Origin of the sequence: Aliikangiella sp. G2MR2-5 (assembly GCF_015687155.1) — a bacterium.
In the GTDB taxonomy this organism is placed as follows: domain Bacteria; phylum Pseudomonadota; class Gammaproteobacteria; order Enterobacterales; family Kangiellaceae; genus Aliikangiella.
In genome coordinates this window covers 1,022,947-1,042,946 of record NZ_JADPQF010000001.1, presented here as the reverse complement: position 1 = coordinate 1,042,946, position 20,000 = coordinate 1,022,947, and the positions used below count along the sequence as shown (strand labels likewise).

The window sequence follows — 20,000 nt, the reverse complement described above, 5'->3', positions numbered from 1 at the left end:
TTTTCTGACAAACTAAGTACTCAATACCGCTGCCTGTCATTGACTACTCTGACCTCAGTCTTTTTTTGGCGCCTGGAATGCTGGCTACCGGAGTAGCCCCGAGCCGTTACTTGCCTTGAATCTTACCGGTTTAGCGTCTGTTTTGACGCTGCTTTTAGCGCTGTTTTTAACGCCGTTTTTAACGCCGTTTTAAAATTGCTCGTCCATTTTTCGGTAGAGCCAATCATTCATTCCACTAATATTGATAACTCATTTACCCAATTTATTGCTTTTATGAATGGGCTAGCATAATAGAAATAGCGCAACCATAATAGAAATGGCGCTAGTATAATTGATAATTTCTGGAGTAGAAAAATGAGTGGTCGAACTCAAAAACAAATCGGTTTTAAAGTTAGCGGGCTAGATAGCTCACTATTCGACTCGTTAATGAATATGAGCGATGAAGAACTAGCTGAACTGAATGCGTGCTGGCTTACCGCCGATAGTTATCCTGGCTATCCTTGTCGCGTTTCGCTGCAAGATATTAAAAAAGGCGAAAAGGTTCTTGCTTTAAATTATCAGCACCATGATGTGAAATCGCCCTACCGTGCTTCAGGCCCCATTTTTGTTGGTAAGCATTCTCGGCCGGTGGAATGGTCGGAGAATCAAATACCCGATGTTATGGTGTCTCGATTACTTTCTTTACGTGGGTATGATAAGAACGGCGATATGCAGGAAGCTTGCGTTACCCAGGGAGAGGCACTTACAGGCGATATTATTAAGATTTTGTCCAATCCACAGATTGCCTATATTCACGCGCACAATACCATCCCTGGTTGTTTCGCTTGCCGGATCGACCGGGTATAAAATGGTGATTTGCTCTTGCCATTTTCTTCTTGCTTAAAGAACCATTTTTTCGCCTCAAGATCCGTTTTTAAGGCGCTGTAGACAAGGGCTGTGAGGCACAACATCGCTTGTTTACAATAAGTTACCTTGGTCCAACCCGCTATTTCTATTTTATGTTTACCCTTATTCAGACAGGGGGCTTTGTTAGCTGTGTGACTCACACGAAATCGTATGAGCCGGTATTTTTTTGCTATTTCCATGGGCCTAGAGTGATGGTGTATGGCCCTGCGCCGTTATAAATAACGGTACCGTCCATTTTTGAAGGAACTTCAGGGTCGGCAGTGTTTGGCACCTGAGGGGTGGGCTTTTCATCATTGCTGAATCCATAAGCCATCCCCATTAATGTTCCGCCTGCGCTTGTTGCGGCATTGGGTGGCTGTACAAATAAGGGAATGTTTTTTGTATTGGCAGCGGTGTGCATAAATTGGGAGTATAAATTTTGTGTCACGCCACTTGCCTGGGTGGGATACCAATTGGTTTGCAGGTTTAAGCAAGTCCAATCATATCCTTTCCATTTTTTATTGGTCCCTTTACATTGTGAAAATGCGCCATGATTTAACGCTTGCGTCATGATTAACCCCAGTCTCGCAACTTGCGATGCATAGCTGCCAACGCCATATTGTGTGGTGTCTTTAGGCAAGAGGTTGGCTTTTCTACCCTGAATTCTTACCATGTTGTTGTATTCGGTTGTGGCGGTGGTACCAAAAACGCCTGCACCACTAAATACCTGGTTACCGCTACTGGCAATACTGCCTGCCGGGCATCCGGTTATTGTGCCTGCTGCGCAACCGGATGCGTAATCAATGGGGCTAAACATGTATGCCACATATTTTGATGTTTTTCCCACAAATTTAATGGCGCGCACGGTTGGACAGCCTACGCCTGTCTTATTGCAGGGATAGATCATGCTCACAGAAGTTCCGACAAAGGTGTCTTGTGGAGCAGAGCCTTGTATACCGCCATTCGCAAGTGTGATGCTCGGCGCTTTATCTTTCCATAATTCAGCAAGAATCGTATCGAAGGCTTTTTGTAATTTACTGTTTTGTGCGGCACTGGTATTGGAATTTAAAAAGCCGCCCGGGTTAAGCAGTATAGAATAGTTCCCATAGGGAACGGCTAAATCCAGGTAGGGACAGGCTACGGATGTTGGGTTGTTTTTGCATCCGCCGGTTCCGGCAAGGCCATTAATAAAAGTGGTGTAGCTGCTGTTATCGCTAAAACTTACTGTTTTTGTTGGTGTTGTAGCGTTGTACGAATTACCAATTACACCTGGATTTCCCGTTAATACACTGGCTTCAATGGTGACGGGAAAGGAATATAAATCGACTTGAGAAACATCGATAGTGCCGTTGGATGGGCCCGGGCCTATCTCACTAAATGAGTATAAAGGAATGCCTGTGCCTGGCGCACCAATGCTGGCTTGTGTAATACCGACAACGCCAAACGTCGAGGGAGATGTCCATGTATAGGAAAAATTATTGGTGCCAAATATTCCGTTCTTTTGTGTAGTCCCTGTACCTGCTGAAGTGGTGCCGTTATTACAGGTTCCGTAGGTGCCCTGGTCGTCTGCAAAAAAATACACTCTTGCGCTTAACGTGGTTTGTGACGAATCTATTTTGACTTTATTAATTTGTCCTTTATCTGTGCCTAATTCAAAGCAGGGAATTTGTCCGTTGGCTTGTTGTGTTAATGGCAGCCATGTGCCATCTGAATTTAAGTAGTAACCAGGGTTTGACGAGAATCCGAGAACGTAAATTTTGTGATTTTTTCCGAGTCCTGTTTTGTCTTGAAGGGTGAAAGTTGCTACAGGTGTTGAAGTTTGTGTGGGGGTTGGTGTTGAAGCTGCGCGTGCCGTAAAACTCAACAAGAGATTAACAATGCAAAGTAGTTTAAAGAGCATACCAATATATTTTTTCATGGGTTCCTCATGTGGGTTAATTTGGGTATGTGATAATAATTATGGTAGCTCAAAAATGATGCGATGTTCTTTTTCTGTATTTTTGCTGGCATGAAGTTCTCGTGCCGAAACAAGGATTTTAATGAGTTGTTGGTTTTATTCTTGTGATGTTTTTAATTTTTGAATACAGGCATTCCTTGTCTGTATTTTTGTTTAATAGAAATGGGGCAAGCTCGACTTTTGTATCAATTCTAAATATTCGTCTTTACGGTTTAGTACGAATGCCGAAATGATAGGCTTTTTGATACAGGCAACAACTCTAAACTCTCAACAACTCAAGAGTTCTTAATAAAACTAGCGAATACGTCAAATATGAATCTGGGTGTCTGTTAAATCTTCATTAGTTTAAAGTAGCTTGTTTTGGTCCTATCAACGAATTCCTCGAAGCTGGGCTGGTAATAAAAATGGGAGTAAGCGATAAAGTGCTAACTTATTATAAAGCTGACTTTTCTCCTTTTTTCTTTTTCTCTACCAGCTATTTCTATTGGAAAATTGTTGGGTTATAACCCAACCTACCTTGCTGTAAAACCTGATACCAATTGGACACTGGTTGGTATTGGAATCGTTATGACAGTAATGACTGCCGGTCAATCAGCACCTGTGTTTCTCCAAATGTATGTTGGTGGCATGGTGGCATTGATTAATGGGGGCAATTTTGCTGCTGGGGCATTAACCGCAGGTATGATGAACTATATCGGCGGACAAACAGAGTGGACGGTAGGACAAAGGTATACTGCACATCTTTTTGCAGGGGGTATTAGTAGCGTTCTTCAAGGTGGCAAGTTCGGACATGGCTTTGCTAGCTCTATGATGTCTTCTTTGGCAACCCCCCTAATTGAAAGTACACCTACCAATTTCGGGAAGATTACAGTTGCTGCAATTGTTGGTGGTACTATGTCAAAGTTATCTGGTGGGAAGTTTGCAAATGGGGCTTTGACTAATGCGTTTAGATGGGTGTTTAATCATTTGAGTCACCCAAACGGGCCAGACTATTATGGTGAAGCAAAAAAGAGATATGAAGCAAAAAAATTAAGGTTATTAGAAAAATATGACAAATTGTCACTTGAATTAAGACAAGCTGAAATGAGATTAGAGTCTCTTCTGGAAGCGCATGGAATAGAAATAGCTTTCGAAGAAGAGAGTGCAAATATGTTAAGATATGATACTACAATCGAGAGAGACTTTGTAAGTAGTTTAAAGCGTTTAGATTTACGAAAAGAAGCTCTTAAGTTAACTGTAGAAGTCGTAGCTAAAGAGCTTTTAATATCCTATACAGAGCATGCATCCGAACTGAGACGCGGTCGCGAGTGGTTGAATCAGTATAGTAAGATTATAGATATTCATAATGAAATGGGGCAAATAAGAGGCGATCTTAGAATGTTAGATGCTAGTATGATACGCTGGAATATATATAAACGTAGGTTTTCTCACTAATGAAGTTATTAAGAAGAATTTTTAGTCTAGTATTTATAGGTCTGTTTGTAGTAGTTTTTCCTGTAGGCAATTTAGTCGCAGAGAATGAAGAGTTGAGCGAATTAACTGAGCATGAACGAGAACTTGTTTTGTTGGTGGCCGCTAAACAAGGAAGACTAGATTTAGTAAAAGAACTTGTTGAATTTTATAAAGTAGATGTTGATTTTAGCTATGGAGGCGCAGCAGCTATTCATTATGCTGTATCTAACGAATATGAAGACATTCTTAAGTTTTTAATAGATAAAGGCGCAAACATCTACCAAAAGACTTCGCAAGGGCTATTACCGATACAGCTAGCGATAATCGTCAGATCATTGAAGTGTATGGAGCTTTTATTAAAAGCAGAAAAGAAAATTGTGCACATCAACAATTCGGAAGAGACTTTAAGGTCTGCATATATTGCTAAAAACCTACAAGCGATTGCTCTGTTATTGTCATATAACTACGACCCAAACACCATTATTGATGGTTATAGCCTTTTATACTTAAGTATTGCAACGAAACAGATTGAGCTTTTTGATGAACTTTTAAGGTTTAAGACAGATGTGAACTTGATTTCGGAAAACGGTAGTACTCCACTAGTTATTGCCACCGTCAGTGGTAATGAATATGTTATCAAGACGCTTTTGGAGAAAGGAGCAGATCCGAATATAAAGGATATAAATGGCTTTACGGCTTTAATGCACGCGATAAGATTAAATAATTTGCAAACCATAAAATCTCTTGTTAGAAACGGAGCGGATATAAACATAAAAGATGAATCTGGCTATACAGCTTTACATCATGCAGCTTTATTAGGTGAGATTAGTATTGTTGATTATTTGCTGAAAAATGGCGCAGATGCTGCGGTTGTGGGAGATGATGGAGCTTCAGCACAGGAATTTATTGATGTCTTGAAAGAAAAAATTAAGGAAAATTAAGGGAGTAAATAAGCAGAAATAAGCAGGACACCCGTCCAAAATAAAACCACCTCCCATCCCGCCCTCACTTCGAGGGAAGAAATTAAGGGGACATCCTCAGAATCAATGGGGTCAGAGTATTTGATTTTGAGCAAAAGCAAAAAATCACTTGTTTCCTTGCAGAATAAAATCATAAACAAATACACTCTAATCACCCCCACCACCTCTTTTTTCTAACTAGCCATCCAGAAGGGGCAGCTTTATAGGTGTAGCGATCTAAACGGCAATTAATATAACGAATCAGCATTTATCTGCCCACCCCAACAATTGACCTAAAACACTATATTTATCAATATCCTAAAGCTTTCCTCAAAAAAACATCTCAGTTATTGGAAATTACTAGCAAGTAACACGCGTCAAGTTTCGAGAAAAAGCGTTAAACAACAAGCCTGCAAAGCCCCCACCAAAAAAAACGCATTTATCTCACCACAAGATTTTATCTCTATTCTATACCCCCTCACTTTGCTTTGCCCGACCTTCTTTACTATATTTCCCTCAAGGTATGAACCAAACCAATCACCTTTTTCTTTAAACACTAATCACCTTATATTTGCGCTTGGTTTACAAACCTTTTTAAACATCCCAATCCAGCCAAACCGCATGGAAAACCGTTCAATTGAAAGACCATTAAGCAGGAAGATCGTTAAATAGGAAAGACGTTAACCAAATATCAACTCTTAGCTGCGTTGCCTGTTTGAAAAAGGCTTAATCAAAAACGCGAAATAAGACTCCTTCCTACTTGACTATCAACATGAATTAACATGAATCAACAGGGAGGAAGAGTCATGCGCGTGCGTAACTCAAAAAATATCGTCAGCCTTTACCGCCCCGATATATTTGCAAACTACCTCAGAAAAATTGGCGTAGCCAAACTATCCGCCGATCGAGTAGCAATCTCAATTCCAGGACTGGAACTGCAAAAAAACAGAGCAGAAATCACCACAAGGGAATTGAAACAAATTGCCGAGGAAATTCTGCAAACCGGCAAGATCACCATCGAGAAATTCACTTTTGATAATAAAGATAACCTGGAGCAAGAAGCGGAATTAAACGCAGAAGCACCCGACAAAGAGATCCTGGGCGAGCGCCTGTTTGCCCAACCCAAATCTGTATTTGAACTACCGCTGATCGGTCTTACTGCAGAAGCCAAAATGGTTTCAGAGATTAACCCTGAACTGGCGGAATTTATGGAAGCGCTGATTCTTTATGTCCGTACCTCTGCCGAAGAATCTTTGCGTGAAAACTCGGCGCTAATCCGGGAACCATTACAGGAAATGGGGCTAACCGAAAAAGCCATCGACGACATCATCAGCCGACTGCTGGCCAACCACTTCCCTCTGCCGTCAGAATCACTAGTCGAACACCTTGCCGGATTACAGGAAAAACTGACCGCCAAAGGCGACATGATTTTTGAAAATCCCGCAGGAAGTCTGTGTTGCTCACTGCTTATCGATGCCTATACCGTCCATAATGACACGCCCAGAACCATCACCCGACGTTACTGGCCCGCCGGTGCCGACATTAAGGAAGTTCCCGAACAGTTCATCCCTGATGACTGGCTTTATATTAATGAACCGCCTAAAGATTTTGGCGCGGTAGCCGTTGCTTCGGTGGAGCGTCCGTTTCAAGCCAGCGGTTCGAACTTTGCGGCGCAATGCATTACCCCGGTCAGCTCGACCAACGACGACCTCAGAGCCAGTGACAGCACCTATTTAAATACGGTGATCGAAGTTTATAGCGGCGACAACTTGAGACATTACAGCTCGCCAAGCCCGGTGATCCCGCCTCAATATCATCAGCCACCAAGGGACGAAATTATGCCGCCCGGCTGGACTGAAAATATTGAACCGGGATTTAACGTATTTGTGTATACCTTTTCACTCACAGAAAAAAACCAGTTTCCCTACGCCGACAAACTAAATGAGCTAATCAAAGACAACGACGAAAAAATCAAAGATAAAATTGAAGACCTGGCTGATCAGGCCGGAGACGCCGCCAAGGGCGCTTTGTCGACAACACCAGCCGCGCCGCTGGCCGATCTCGGTGGAAAGTTGGTCAAACAAATTGCAAAGCAAGGGCTTAAAACCATTTATGATCTGGTCAAAGATGCCTTCGGAGACGGCTTCTTTCCGCCTGCGCGTATTGTGCATACGGTGAACTACAATCCGCCTGCGCTGCCTCATTCGACATTTATCGTGGTGGTCGGCGATAAAGTGGAAAACAACCTTTACGCCATCACCCGCGATCAGAATAGGCCGAATATCAAAGCGAGCCTGAATCAGGACCCCAGAGGCAATCCGAAATATCCTATCGGAAATAACAAGAGCAGGCGTTTTCAAACTTTCGGCAGAACCATGCTAGGTTACTCACAGACGCCTCCGGGCGTGGTTCCATTACATTTATGGAAACAGGTTGGCGATAAAAAAGCGATTGCCGAATGGGCTTCAGCTGCTGACAGGCAGGGATTTCATATTATCGCTTCACTTCCCCAGCAAGATGGCGACGGTAATTATGTATGGGCACTACGTGCCGATGTTTTTTCTGTCGACTCTGACGGAAAGCGAGTGAGTCTGGTCTGAAAAGGTAACCCGCAAAAAGCAGCGGGAGAGAAACCATCAAGTGAAGCAAACTCTGTTCAAAATGATGCGAGAAATCAAACGGTAATCAACATGAATGAAAACGGACGGAAAAAGAACAATATCGAATCGATGACGGCTGAAGCCATCGCTTTTCATCTGGGCGTCGATTCACAGCTGGCTTCACTGCTAGATAAACACAAACCCTACAGCATGCCGGAAGATGCACTGCGCGTTGCCGATATCTATGGTAATGCCAGTATTCGCGAGCTCACCCGTATCCTGGATTTGATCGATGAGTCATTAGGCGGCGTCCCGCCGACGCCGATTGAAATAGAAGCTTTAACCTATGAAAAATCCGAGATGACTTACGGAGTAAAGAAATTTAAAGGCGGCATTCAGCGAATATTTATCGCATCCGAATTTAATTTTGAAATTATCTCCGCTGAAATCGATGCGAGTGGCGAACTCAATATTGCGACCTTAAGAATACTGTCTCGTTTGCCGCACCAGTTTGCCGCTTTAAGTAATAAAACCCTGAGCGCGCTTGCTGAGTTCTCAAACAACGCACTGTTTTCCAACGCCGGATTACTTGCGCCCTATTACGCGTTAGAGGGATTTCCCAAGGCGACGCTAATGAATATTTCAACGCTGGCAGACCTGGCCGCTGCTATCGGACCGACAACCATTAATGGCTGCGGTCCCGAAGGTTTTATTGGCATTAATCCCAGCTTCAAAGAATGTTGCTACGCACACGATATTTGCTATGGCAGAGGTGGCACCGAGGAAGATCGGCTAGAGTGTGATAGCCGACTTTACGATTGCATCAAGGAAAAAACAGGACCGCTCGATCCAAGAGCCAGACTTTTTTACTGGCTGGTGTTAGCCTTTGGACGCTTTGCATTTGAATACAAAGGCGGAGGAAAGCCTGTAGATATGGACGTAATCTCTACCACGGTTAATTCCACAGGAAAGAACTGTCGCTGGGATGCCAGATTAATGTCAGTTGAGTACTCCTCTTCCGGTGAAAATATCGGCGAGCTAACATTGGATGTGGTGAGAAACCTGGAAAAACAGATGCGGGAAAATCCCAACAGCGTTCGTCGTAATCGATTCCCCAAAGGCCGGATAAAATACGGCAAAAAAACTGATATGAATCTGCCACAAGGTTTCCCGCTTTTCTGGGCGGATACAACCTGTGGCGCGGTTGTAAAGTTACCGATATATTTTGGTGACTCAAGCATCGGTTCGGGACAAAACGTCAGCGTCCGATTTATCTGTAATGGCTTTACCTATGAAAAAGAAATCACAATTAAAATTGATGATGCAATAGTTAAGTTTAAAATCCAGATCAATACGACTTGCGCAAGTTAATATAGAACTAAAAAAGTCAGGTAATAAGTGATAAGAAAGAATAACTGAAAAAAACGAAACATTAGAACCAGGATCAATGAATCCTCCCCAAACTGCTATATTATTAATAATTTCCAAAACAGCTATAGAGTGCTGAGCTATGAGTGAAAATCGCGCCCCTGTCCACCTCTCCTACTTTTCCGATGTTCTCTGTATCTGGGCATATCTGGGTCAAATCCGCCTCGATGAACTCAAACACAACTTCGGCAACAAGGTGGCTATCAACTACCACCATGTCACCCTGTTCGGCGACACGGAAACCAGAATAGGTCTGGGCTGGAAGAAAAAAGGTGGGTTTGAAGGTTTTACCAGGCATGTACTGGAAGTGGCCGAACAATTTCCCCATATCACGGTTAATCCGGAAATCTGGAAAAGCTGCCGCCCCAAAACCTCGGCTCCTGCTCATTTGCTGTTAAAGGCCGTGCAGTTACTGCAGCAATCCGGTGAAATTTCCCACCAACCACAGTCCGACTTTAACAACAAAACCTGGCTGGAGATAGTCGACTGGCAAATTCGTCATGCATTTTTTCACGAAGCGATCGATATCAGCCAGATGGGCAACTTATTCGAAATTACCGATGAATTCGGGATTGATAATCGAGCGCTGCAACAACTAATTAGTGACGGCTCTGCAATGGCGCTGTTATGCCGTGATATGCAACTTAAAGAAACCAATAAACTCGACGGCAGCCCGACTTACCTACTAAATGAAAGCCGTCAGAAACTATTCGGCAATGTTGGTTATAAAATCATCGAAGCTAACGTGATTGAGTTACTGGAAGTGGGTAAAGAAGGACAGGCTAGCTGGTGTTGAGCACACTGCTTTAAAAACTGAGATAGGACTGAAGGCTTTTATTAATTGAGCAGGAATTTATTTCGACCTAAAAGATCAATATAAAAAGTTTAATGATTGAAGACGAGCCAATTGACTCGTCCTTGAAAATCCCCGACGTAGGTTACAGCTAATCGCAACTAGTCTAACCTGGAAACTAAAGTTCCTTCTCTGGTATCTTCAATGCGATAACCCAGGACTTCAATTTCATCTCGAAGCTTGTCAGATAAAGACCAGTCTTTATTGTTACGCGCAGCATTACGCTGTTCTACAAGTGACTGAATGTTTGCTGGTACTTCAAGACTTCGACTGGTGTCGACCAGCTCAAGACTGACTCCCAGCACACTGTCGACAGCAGTAATCAATTCAAGTTTTGCATGACTATCAATAGAATCATCTTTAAGGATATCCCAAAATGCAGCAATCATTTTAGCAGAGTTGAGATCATCCATTAATGGTTCAAACACTTGTGGAAACTTCTGCATTAACTCACTGAAATCAGTTTGTCGATCTTGCGCTTCACTAGTTCCTTTTACATAGCCAAATTTCTGACATAGTGCTCTAAGTCTTTTAAGTGACTTTTCAGCAGCCTGTATAGCTTCTTCGGTGTAGTTAAGAAAATTTCTATAGTGCGCGGTTAGGCATAAATAACGGTATGCCAAAGGATCGATTCCTTTATCTCTTAGACCATCTATGGATAAATCATGACCCAGCGATTTTGATATTTTTTCTCCCGAAGGAAAAACCAGGAACTGGCAATGCATCCAGTAACGAACAAAAGGATGTGTTCCATTGGCACATTCACTTTGCGCAATTTCGTTGGTATGGTGGATCGGAATGTGATCGGTGCCACCAGTATGAATATCAAAACTTTCTCCCAGATAGCGACAGGACATCGCACTACATTCAATATGCCAGCCGGGAAAGCCTTTTCCCCAGGGTGAATCCCATTCCATATCTCTTTGACTATCTTTCGGTGAAAATTTCCATAATGCAAAATCGGTTTTACTTTTCTTCTGGCCGATATCGACTCTTTCCCCTTCTCTCAGACCTTCAATATCCAAACGAGCGAGTTTGCCGTAGTCATCACAACGGCTAGTATCAAAGTAGACCCCATCATCGGTAAGATAGGTAAATCCTTTTTCCTCCAACCTGCTGATCATATCAATCTGTTCCTTGATATGGTCTGTCGCTCTGCACACGATATCAGGTCGCCTGATATTCAACGCTTTACAATCAGCGAAAAACAGGTCTTCATAACGAAGCGCTAATTCCCAGGCAGTGACTTTTTCTTTCTTTGCTCTTAATGCAAGCTTGTCATCACCATCATCAGCATCGTCGGTTAAATGACCGACATCGGTGATATTCATTACATGGTTAACCGAATAGCCGGACAAAAGCAGTGTTCTTTTCAATAGATCGGCAAAAATATAAGCTCGCATATTTCCCAGATGGGCTCGACTATAAACCGTAGGACCACAGCTGTAGAAACCAACAGAGTCTTGATTTATGGGTTTAAAAGTCTCTTTTTCGCGCAACAACGTATTATATAAGCTTAATTTCATTCTTAATTTTCTATCAATCTGACAAATCAGGACCTATTTTACCTTGAATGACCTGCTCTTGTAATAACTTTTCTTTTGAGGAAAACAACGGATTTGTATGTTTTGTATAAGAATGAACCCCAAAATCCGCCATTTTTAAAAGACGCTGGAGCAAAGGAAAAGCCTCTATTTGGGATAGAGGCAATAGCAGGGCTACTGTTAAAAAGCAAACCTGACAGTCACTGAATGATGACCTTCTTCTTTTACTTTTACTAAAACCTTTGCGCCATCCGGAATTTTCACTTCAGCTGTCATTTTGTTATTACCTGCGGCAATCAGGCTGGAGTCTGACTTCTTACCGTTGGCAAGAACAACCAAACTACCTGTTAGCTTCTCTGTTGAATACGGCTTTCCATGGTCGCGTAAATAGATACTGGCGCCCGCCTCCTCTCGAACTAGCTCAAATACCATTTCATGCTCGATTTTTACGATACCGCCATGCTTAGGTTCGGTATCGCCATGTGCAGAAACAGACGCATTGAATGCCAGTAAAACGAATGCGATTATTGCTACTTTCAAAAATGACGTTTTCATAGTTCACTCTCTTTATGTTGTTTAAATATTTAACAGATAGTGTACCTGTTTTTTGTAAAACGCTAAGGTATCACTGCATATCTCTTTTAAATCAATTCTGCTGAATTTGTGCTTAACCACTTTTCTGTTGGTTTTTTACCAAATCGCCAATACAGCAATGGCGTAAGCAAAGTGTCCAGTAGCGTTGAACTCATTAATCCGGAAAAAATAACGATTGCTACCGGATGTAAAATTTCTTTTCCCGGCTGGTCTGCCGCCCAAAGTAATGGCGTGAGCGCAAAAGCGGTTACCAAGGATGTCATCAACACTGGCGACAACCTTTCTTTTGCACCTCGAATAATAAGCGTTTTGTTAAAAAATTCTCCTTCAAAACGAATCAAGTTCAAGTAATGACTGATCTTCAAAATACCATTTCTAGCAGCAATTCCGGTTAGAGTAATAAAGCCAACAACAGATGCGACAGACAATGGAGTACTCGTAATCCACATGGCAACGACCGAACCGATTAGCGCCATGGGTAAACTGCACATGATGATTGTGGCGAACACCATCGATTGATATCGAAGATACAACACCAGGAAGATCAACGCGAATGACAAAGCTGACAATAGAATCAATAATCGCATCGCTTGTTCTTGTGCCAGGAATTGACCTTCTAAACTGATGAAACTGTCTTCATCTGGTTTTTCTTGAGCAATAACTTGTCGGATAGAGGCTAACAACTGTTTGACATCCACATTTTCGCTATTGGCATAAAGCACAAGCCGGCGACGGTTATTTTCTCTCAAGATCTGATTTGGACCATCGAGCAATTGAATCTCGGCAATATAGGATAGTGGAATTGCACCCGCAGGAGAATCAATTAATACATTTGCTAATTGCTCCGGTGTGCGATTTTTATCATCCAGTCGAAGTACCAGCTGAAAACGCTTAACGCCATCAATCACATCGGTGACTCTGATACCTTCAGTTAACACATTTAACTGGCGTAATGCAAACCCTGGCGTTAAGCCGTATTTAGCGAGTTCATCATACTTCAAATGAACGCTTAACTGCGGAATCAATACCTGTTTTTCAATGTTAATATCAACGAGACCGGGAATGCTTTCTAGCTTGCTCCGTATAGACTCCGCATTTACTCTCAGGCTATCCAGATTATCGCCAAAGAGCTTAATCGCGAGTTGCGCTCTTACACCGGAAAGTAAATGGTCCAGGCGATGAGATATCGGCTGACCAACCGCAACTTGACCCGGTATCACAGATAACTTTTCACGGATCTCCGCTAATACCTCTTTGCGACTGCGCTTCGATGGTCTCAAATCCACATCTATTTCTGATGAATGAACCCCTTCTGCATGCTCATCCAGTTCTGCTCGTCCTGTGCGTCGTCCTACCTGTGTGACTTCGGGAACCGACAACAATAACGACTCTGCTAAATGCCCCATCCTGTTAGATTCTTTCAATGATGTGCCTGGTTCAAAAATCATTCCGAGAACCAGTGAACCTTCATTAAATGAAGGCAGAAAAGCTCTGGGGATTTGTATGATACTTGCCGCTGTCACCGTTGCGGCCAAACCCGCTACCGCAATTAATAATTTCGATTTTGGTAATGCCCATTCAATCCACAAACTTTGCCAGTTTTTTAATTTGGTTACCAAGTAGCTATCTTTTTGACGAACAGCCTTCGCCCCGGGCAGCAAGTAATAACACAACACCGGAGTAACCGTCATGGAAACAATCAGCGAGCCAAGTACTGCGACTATATAGGCAATACCCAATGGGGAAAATAAACGACCTTCAATACCAGGCAATGCAAATAACGGCAGAAAAACCAGAATGACTATTGTTGTCGCATAAACAATTCCAGACCGAACCTCAATACTCGCTTGCCACACTACATCAAATATCGATTTAGGTTGCTTTGCTTGTGCATTCAGCCTAAGACGTCTTAGAATATTTTCTACATCAACCACCGAGTCGTCAACTAGTTCACCAATGGCAATTGCCAATCCTCCCAAGGTCATGACGTTTATGCTTTGACCTAACCATTGAAAAGTAAGTAGGGTAACGGCTAACGATAGCGGTATGGCAAATAGAGAAATGACAGTGGTTTTTGCTGATAACAAAAACAGGAAAAGAATAATGGTTACCATGATTGCGCCATCTCGAAGCGCTTCAGTCACATTATCAATCGATGAATTAATAAAATCTGCCTGTCGGAAAAGAACTTTGGGTTCAATCATCCCGTCTGGTAATCCGGTGACCAATTCTTCTAAAGCCAGTTCAATTTGCTCCGTTAGTAACACAGTATCGGCATTCGGTTGTTTTTGAACATTAATTACAACGGCAGGGCTTCCGTTAAATCCGCCATCTCCTCGCTTAACAGCAGCCGAGTAATTGACAGAAGCGATTTGCGACAACAGGATTGGGCGCTGCTCATGCCAACCAACAGCCAAATTTCTCAAATGGTTGATATCTAGCGTACGGCCTTTATGGCGGATCAAATATTCCTCGTTATTGAGATCAATAAAACCTCCGCCGAAGTTTGCTGCAAAATCCTTGAGTGAAGCATGCAGCTGTTGCAGATCGATATTAAAGTGGCGCATACGAATTGTATCTGGAGCAACACGAAGCTGCCTTACTTCACCGCCGATAGGAATCACTTGCGATACTCCAGGAATAGAAAGTAGTCTCGGTCGTAATACAAAATCTGCGTATTCCCTCGTCTGCATCGCATCGACGTTACTCTGAGGATCAACAGGCAAGGCAATCAACATCACTTCCCCCATAATCGAGGATATTGGCCCCATTACAGGAGTGATTCCGGAAGGAAGCTGTTCTGCAGCGAGATCAAGACGTTCTGAAACTAACTGTCTATTTCTATAGATATCCGTATCCCATTCAAATTCGATGTAGACAATTGATAAACCAATACCTGACGTCGAACGTATTCTAGTAACTCCTGCGACACCATTGAGTAAATTCTCCATTGGAAAAGTGACGAGCTGCTCGACCTCTTCTGGAGCCATTCCTCCCGCTTCTGTCAGTACTGTGACCAGGGGTTTATTTAAGTTTGGGAAAACATCAATGGGCAGTTTTTGTCCCTGTATTAAACCATAAGTCATCATTACAAATGCAACTAACAGCACTAGCAAACGATTTTTGAGACTGAATTTAACTAACAAATTAAACATGCTGTTCGCCTACCTGACCTGATTCAAAAGCGAAGCGCCCTCTACGACGACTCGATTATCTGCACCTAAGCCATTGGTAACGACAACAACGCCGGGCTCCTGCGGTTGATATTCAACAATCTGTGGCAAAAAACGCTCAGCGGAGAGCTTGATCCAAACTTGAGGCAGGTTATTTGGACTCAATACAATGGCCTTAGACGGTAGTAAAATACCTTCGATTTTTTCATCGATTGGAGCCTTGATGGTAACGGTTTGATTGAGTAGTAAGTTATTTTTCTTTATCCTGGACTGGTTTTCAAAATTGGTGTGAACTAAACCGTTTACAGATTCTGGAGAGTGGCCCAGATAATTCAGGCTTAACCCGGGTACTTGCATAACTTCAGCAGTTGACAATTTATTAACTAATTCAATATCACTAGTGACACCTTCAAAAATAAATTTTTCTGGGGAAACAATTTCGAATAGTGTTTTGCCAGCTTCAACCCACTGACCTCTACTAACAGAGTTATTAATCAGAATACCGGAAATCGGAGAGACAAGCGCTTCGGATTTTTCCAACCCTTTTTGCAATACTTTTTCTTGCTGTTTAAATATAGTAAGTTGAGTTTGAAGTTGTTCCAATTTTTGTCTGGAAGCAAGATCACCAAGACGAGTCAAACGATTTACATCACGATTAGTTTGCTCTATTTGATTTCGCACGGCCACTAGTTCACTAGTTTGATTGGTAAGATCAAAGGCTGTATATTGATATCGAATGAAACCAAGAATATCGCCTGCTTCTATTTTGGTTCCACTAGTTGGTAAACCATGCGTTGTTGCATCCAACCGACCATCACTACTAGGTTGAATGATTGCGTAGCCCTCCGGATGTGGCTTTACTACCGCATCCATTTGAACATATTTATTGGCAACAGTCAGACTAGCAAATTGAGTTCTAATATTGAGTAGAGCCTGGTGTTTCATTGGCATAAGAACAGAACCATCAGCCTGCCTTCCAATTTCGCCGTTACTTTTATTGTTTTGTTCCAGGTGTTCGCCGTTAGGCCCATGAGCACCAGGCGATGCAATCAAAGACACAGAAAATAGACCAAGATAAAGAAAGAGAGAAAGTTTTAATTTCATCCTCTTGTCCCCTTATGTGTACGCCCCAGAAAATATCCAAAACCAAATACAATGATTAACGAGATAAATATCCACCATGAAAAGTGGAAATGCTGCTCGTCCATACGATTACCAATATTTTCGTGCTCAGAAGAAATATTTAAATTAGCACTCATAAGATCGTCATTTTTGTCAGCGATTACGGTGAGAACAATTTCGTGCTCACCTTCGTTGTTTAGTAATTTGATCATTTCCTGATTAGTTACAATATATGCCTTTAACAATTCTGAATATTCGGCAGACGCTAACAGCTCTCCGGATTCAAGCTCGATATTTGCACGCGGGACTGGAACGTTTGACTTAAAGTCATGCAAGTAGATAACCAATTTGTTTTCAAATACTTCACCCAACAACTCAAATGACTCGGTAAAACTTTCAAATTTGGGGTTTTCAGAAAAGGCTATTTTACCTGACTCATCTAAATGTTCTCCATTAGGCCCGTGCGCGCCAGGGGAAGCGTTTACCAATTGCGACAAGGCAAGCAAAAATGCAACTGAAAAAAATACAGGAGCAACATTACGCTGCCAGTATTGCAGCGATAAAATTCTATAAGGCATAAAAATATCCAGAAAAACAAATACGAGAAATCCCCGCTCATTTCTGAGAACAGAGATACGATAAGTTATTGGAATTTAGTTTTCGGGGGGCGGCTTAATATATTGCAAAAACGGTGGAGACCAATTAGTAACTATTGAACTCACCGCATTAGATGGATCTCGCGCAGATACATTGGCCGAGGACATTTCAAGTAAGCCGACTACACAGCATTCACTATCTTCGTTAATATGCTCAAAGGCTTCATCAGAATAAGAAAGTGTAAATTGACTTTCATCATCATGCTCATGGCTATGTGGTTGACCAACCTCATGCATCAGGCTGTGGACATCACCCTGAGTACTATGCTGTTCATTCTCATAGGCAACGCTTCCGAGTACCTGGGCACTCAGAACGCAAAGCAACATTGTTATGAGAATAATTTTCTGCATTGGTATCTTAAAGCGTTAAAACCGCCAAATACTAACATTGAACTTTTACAGCTGCAATAAAATCGGTTGTGTCTACTGGCTTTTCTAGAAAGTTCAATACTTATCGCTCAATTTTGGTGATATTCGTCTGGAGCACTGGAAAAACAATTCCCCCGGCAAATTGCTGCTGCAACCAGAGTATTTCGCATTCAACCAATTCTTAGTTCATGTAAAGCCTACGCGAATAAATTACAAACGTCGCTGGTGTTGTACCAGATATATGCAACGAACGACCTTCTTGAAAGCGCTACAAAAAGGAAATTCAAAATCAGGAAAAGAAAAAGCCTTGCTATAAGCAAGGCTTTTCGAAGATGGTACCAGAGGACGGACTCGAACCGTCACACCCGCAAAGGCGGGGGATTTTGAATCCCCTGTGTCTACCAATTCCACCACTCTGGCATCATGAAACTAAAATCATACTAAACTCATAATATAACCATTTCATCTCAATTCGGTGTGGACAAGGTTGCGGCCGAATTGAGCGAGCAATTATATCCAAAGTTTCTACGATTGCAATAATTGATAGTAATAAATTTCAAAATTTATTTTTCTGTTTAAAATCAAAAAGTAATTTGGACAAATTTCATGCGATTAGAGGCTCTGGTAAGTCCGTAACAACAACCTCCCAGACCATAAGCCGACTATTACAGGCTATTCAAACAAGGAAGGATCCCCTGCTCCTTCTCGCAGAACCTTTGGATATCCATCCATCAGATCCACCACTGTAGTAGGCTGGTCACTGACATAGCCTCCGTTAATAACAAGGTCAACCTTGCCCTTGAGCTGCTCGTAGATCTCTTCCGGATCGGCCAGAGGAATATCACTATCAGGCAGTATCAGACTGGTACTCATCAATGGTTCTCCCAAAGATTCAAGCAGTGCCAGTGCAATTGGCGTATCCGGCACGCGTATGCCAATGGTCTTTTTCTTCGCATGCTGCAATCGGTTGGGGACTTCTGGAGAAGCTCTTAGAATAAAGGTGTAAGGCCCCGGGGTATGATTCTTTAGCAGTCGAAATGAAGCATTATCGACTCTTGCATAGATAGCCAGCTCAGATAAATCACGACAAACCAGGGTGAAGTTATGCGACTTTTCCAGCTTACGAATTTTGCGAATCCGATCCAGTGCTTTCTTGTCACCAATATGACATCCAAGCGCATAACCAGAGTCAGTAGGATAAACTATCAACCCACCGTTACGAACACTTGCGACAGCCTGAGTGATCAGTCTAGCTTGTGGATTTTCTGGATGAACTTCAAAAAATTGGGTCATGTTTTAGCCTTGCGCAGCACTGAGAATTGATTAAATATTAATCAAATCAATTAATTAGCTTTCAAACAAATGATAGCATGCGTATCGGCGACTTACCTAACCGGTTTTCGAATTTCTTTATCCTTGCGATTCAGAACAACTAGTTAACCAACTTCTCAAGCACATGCGGAAGGCTCTGATCGAGAAAAGGAAAACGTCCAAGATCAGTCCATTTTAAATTTGGGTAATGAAAGTCCGAGCCTGCGGAAACCATCAGGTTGTGCTTTTCCCGATGGATGGAAAGCCACTGCATTTTATCTTTGTTCAGACTGGGATATGACATTTCAATGGCATCTCCTCCTTCTGCAGCAAAGGCTTCGATTAAATAACTCAGCTTTCTGTTGGATAGTGGATAACGCGTGGGATGGGCTAAAACAGCCATACCCCCGGCTCTGTGAATCAACTCGATAACCAGTTCTAAAGGCAACCATTCCTGTGCAACCTTTGCCCGCCCTTTACGGCCAATAAACTTTTTGAACGCCTGCTGCATATCACTGACTTTTTCCAGTTCAACCAAAGCTTTGGCAATATGAGTTCGTGTAACGACTTCGACTACGTTGGCCTGTAGCCAATCAAAAACACCTTCAATGCCACAGCGAACAAGTTTGCTATTGATTTTCTCCGCTCGTTGCCAACGTGCCTGATTTTGTGACTTCAGGTTATTAATTAGCGCTTCATTTTGCGGATCGACACCTAATCCGACGATATGGACTTCTCCAAACTCAGACATGGCCGATACCTCTACACCATTTATTATCCGAATTTCTTTATCGCAACTTTGTGCTGCCGCTATAGCTTGTTCAAGTCCAGAAAGAGAATCGTGATCAGTTAATGCAAGGTGAGTGATTTCGTTATCCGCCGCTCTTTGCACCAAAGCATGCGGTGATAATGCACCGTCAGAAAAGTGTGAATGGCAATGAAAATCGTATTTCATTAATCTCGGTCGCGAAGAGTTTTTAGATAGAATGTAAATACACAGCTCAGAGCTATTTGCAGAGCCAGTGTTGATTAAGATCAGATGCACTTTAACATTTATTTGTTAGCCTTGCGTCAGTTGTTTCACTAATTTGTTTACT

Annotated in this window: 15 protein-coding genes and 1 tRNA gene; 6 read left to right on the top strand and 10 right to left on the bottom strand. The window is 42.4% G+C overall.

The genetic code is table 11. The features are described from left to right. Positions 1–354 precede the first annotated feature (354 nt). The gene (locus IYN84_RS04165; RefSeq protein WP_210330290.1) at positions 355–846 is read left to right on the top strand and encodes a DUF1203 domain-containing protein; all 492 of its coding nucleotides are present in this window, start codon (positions 355–357) and stop codon (positions 844–846) included. 229 nt (positions 847–1,075) lie between these two features. On the opposite strand, the gene IYN84_RS04160 is transcribed toward IYN84_RS04165, so the two are convergent. Then, complete coding sequence (locus IYN84_RS04160; protein ID WP_196137897.1) at positions 1,076–2,803, bottom strand: hypothetical protein; 1,728 nt, start codon at positions 2,801–2,803, stop codon at positions 1,076–1,078. Between the two features lie 534 nt (positions 2,804–3,337). On the opposite strand from IYN84_RS04160, the gene IYN84_RS04155 reads away from it, so the two are divergent. The 5 genes from IYN84_RS04155 (at position 3,338) to IYN84_RS04135 (ending at position 10,077) form a co-directional block, all read left to right on the top strand. After that, positions 3,338–4,276 carry a hypothetical protein gene (locus IYN84_RS04155; RefSeq protein ID WP_196137896.1) on the top strand — a complete coding sequence of 313 codons (939 nt, stop codon included), beginning with the start codon at positions 3,338–3,340 and terminating at the stop codon, positions 4,274–4,276. Beyond that, on the top strand, positions 4,276–5,235 hold the full coding sequence (locus tag IYN84_RS04150) for an ankyrin repeat domain-containing protein (protein ID WP_196137895.1): 960 nt from the start codon (positions 4,276–4,278) through the stop codon (positions 5,233–5,235). Before IYN84_RS04155 ends, IYN84_RS04150 begins: the two co-directional genes overlap by 1 nt. An 800-nt stretch (positions 5,236–6,035) precedes the next feature. Continuing rightward, positions 6,036–7,853: a hypothetical protein gene (locus tag IYN84_RS04145; RefSeq protein WP_196137894.1), complete on the top strand. Its 1,818-nt coding sequence runs from the start codon at positions 6,036–6,038 to the stop codon at positions 7,851–7,853. A gap of 90 nt (positions 7,854–7,943) precedes the next feature. After that, the gene (locus tag IYN84_RS04140) at positions 7,944–9,224 is read left to right on the top strand and encodes a hypothetical protein (RefSeq protein WP_196137893.1); all 1,281 of its coding nucleotides are present in this window, start codon (positions 7,944–7,946) and stop codon (positions 9,222–9,224) included. A 139-nt stretch (positions 9,225–9,363) separates the two neighbouring features. After that, a complete protein-coding gene (locus IYN84_RS04135) occupies positions 9,364–10,077 on the top strand; it encodes a DsbA family protein (RefSeq protein WP_196137892.1) in 714 nt (237 codons plus the stop codon). Between the two features lie 158 nt (positions 10,078–10,235). On the opposite strand, the gene cysS is transcribed toward IYN84_RS04135, so the two are convergent. The 9 genes from cysS to IYN84_RS04090 all read right to left on the bottom strand — a co-directional run bounded on the left by cysS (position 10,236) and on the right by IYN84_RS04090 (position 19,858). After that, complete coding sequence (gene cysS, locus IYN84_RS04130) at positions 10,236–11,660, bottom strand: cysteine--tRNA ligase (RefSeq protein ID WP_196137891.1); 1,425 nt, start codon at positions 11,658–11,660, stop codon at positions 10,236–10,238. A gap of 198 nt (positions 11,661–11,858) precedes the next feature. Next, the gene (locus tag IYN84_RS04125) at positions 11,859–12,233 is read right to left on the bottom strand and encodes a hypothetical protein (RefSeq protein WP_196137890.1); all 375 of its coding nucleotides are present in this window, start codon (positions 12,231–12,233) and stop codon (positions 11,859–11,861) included. Between the two features lie 86 nt (positions 12,234–12,319). Next, a complete protein-coding gene (locus tag IYN84_RS04120; protein WP_196137889.1) occupies positions 12,320–15,427 on the bottom strand; it encodes an efflux RND transporter permease subunit in 3,108 nt (1,035 codons plus the stop codon). Positions 15,428–15,436: 9 nt separating this feature from the next. After that, positions 15,437–16,549, bottom strand: a complete 1,113-nt coding sequence (locus tag IYN84_RS04115; protein ID WP_196137888.1) for an efflux RND transporter periplasmic adaptor subunit — start codon at positions 16,547–16,549, stop codon at positions 15,437–15,439. After that, the gene (locus IYN84_RS04110; RefSeq protein WP_196137887.1) at positions 16,546–17,145 is read right to left on the bottom strand and encodes a hypothetical protein; all 600 of its coding nucleotides are present in this window, start codon (positions 17,143–17,145) and stop codon (positions 16,546–16,548) included. Before IYN84_RS04110 ends, IYN84_RS04115 begins: the two co-directional genes overlap by 4 nt. A 75-nt stretch (positions 17,146–17,220) precedes the next feature. Next, positions 17,221–17,574, bottom strand: coding sequence for a hypothetical protein (locus IYN84_RS04105; RefSeq protein WP_196137886.1), 354 nt, complete (start codon positions 17,572–17,574; stop codon positions 17,221–17,223). 351 nt (positions 17,575–17,925) lie between these two features. Next, positions 17,926–18,012: transfer RNA gene (locus IYN84_RS04100), tRNA-Leu, on the bottom strand. Positions 18,013–18,264: 252 nt separating this feature from the next. Further along, entirely contained in the window at positions 18,265–18,885 is a 621-nt protein-coding gene (locus tag IYN84_RS04095) for an L-threonylcarbamoyladenylate synthase (RefSeq protein ID WP_196137885.1), read from the bottom strand. Between the two features lie 139 nt (positions 18,886–19,024). Then, positions 19,025–19,858, bottom strand: coding sequence for a PHP domain-containing protein (locus IYN84_RS04090; RefSeq protein WP_196137884.1), 834 nt, complete (start codon positions 19,856–19,858; stop codon positions 19,025–19,027). Positions 19,859–20,000: the final 142 nt, after the last annotated feature.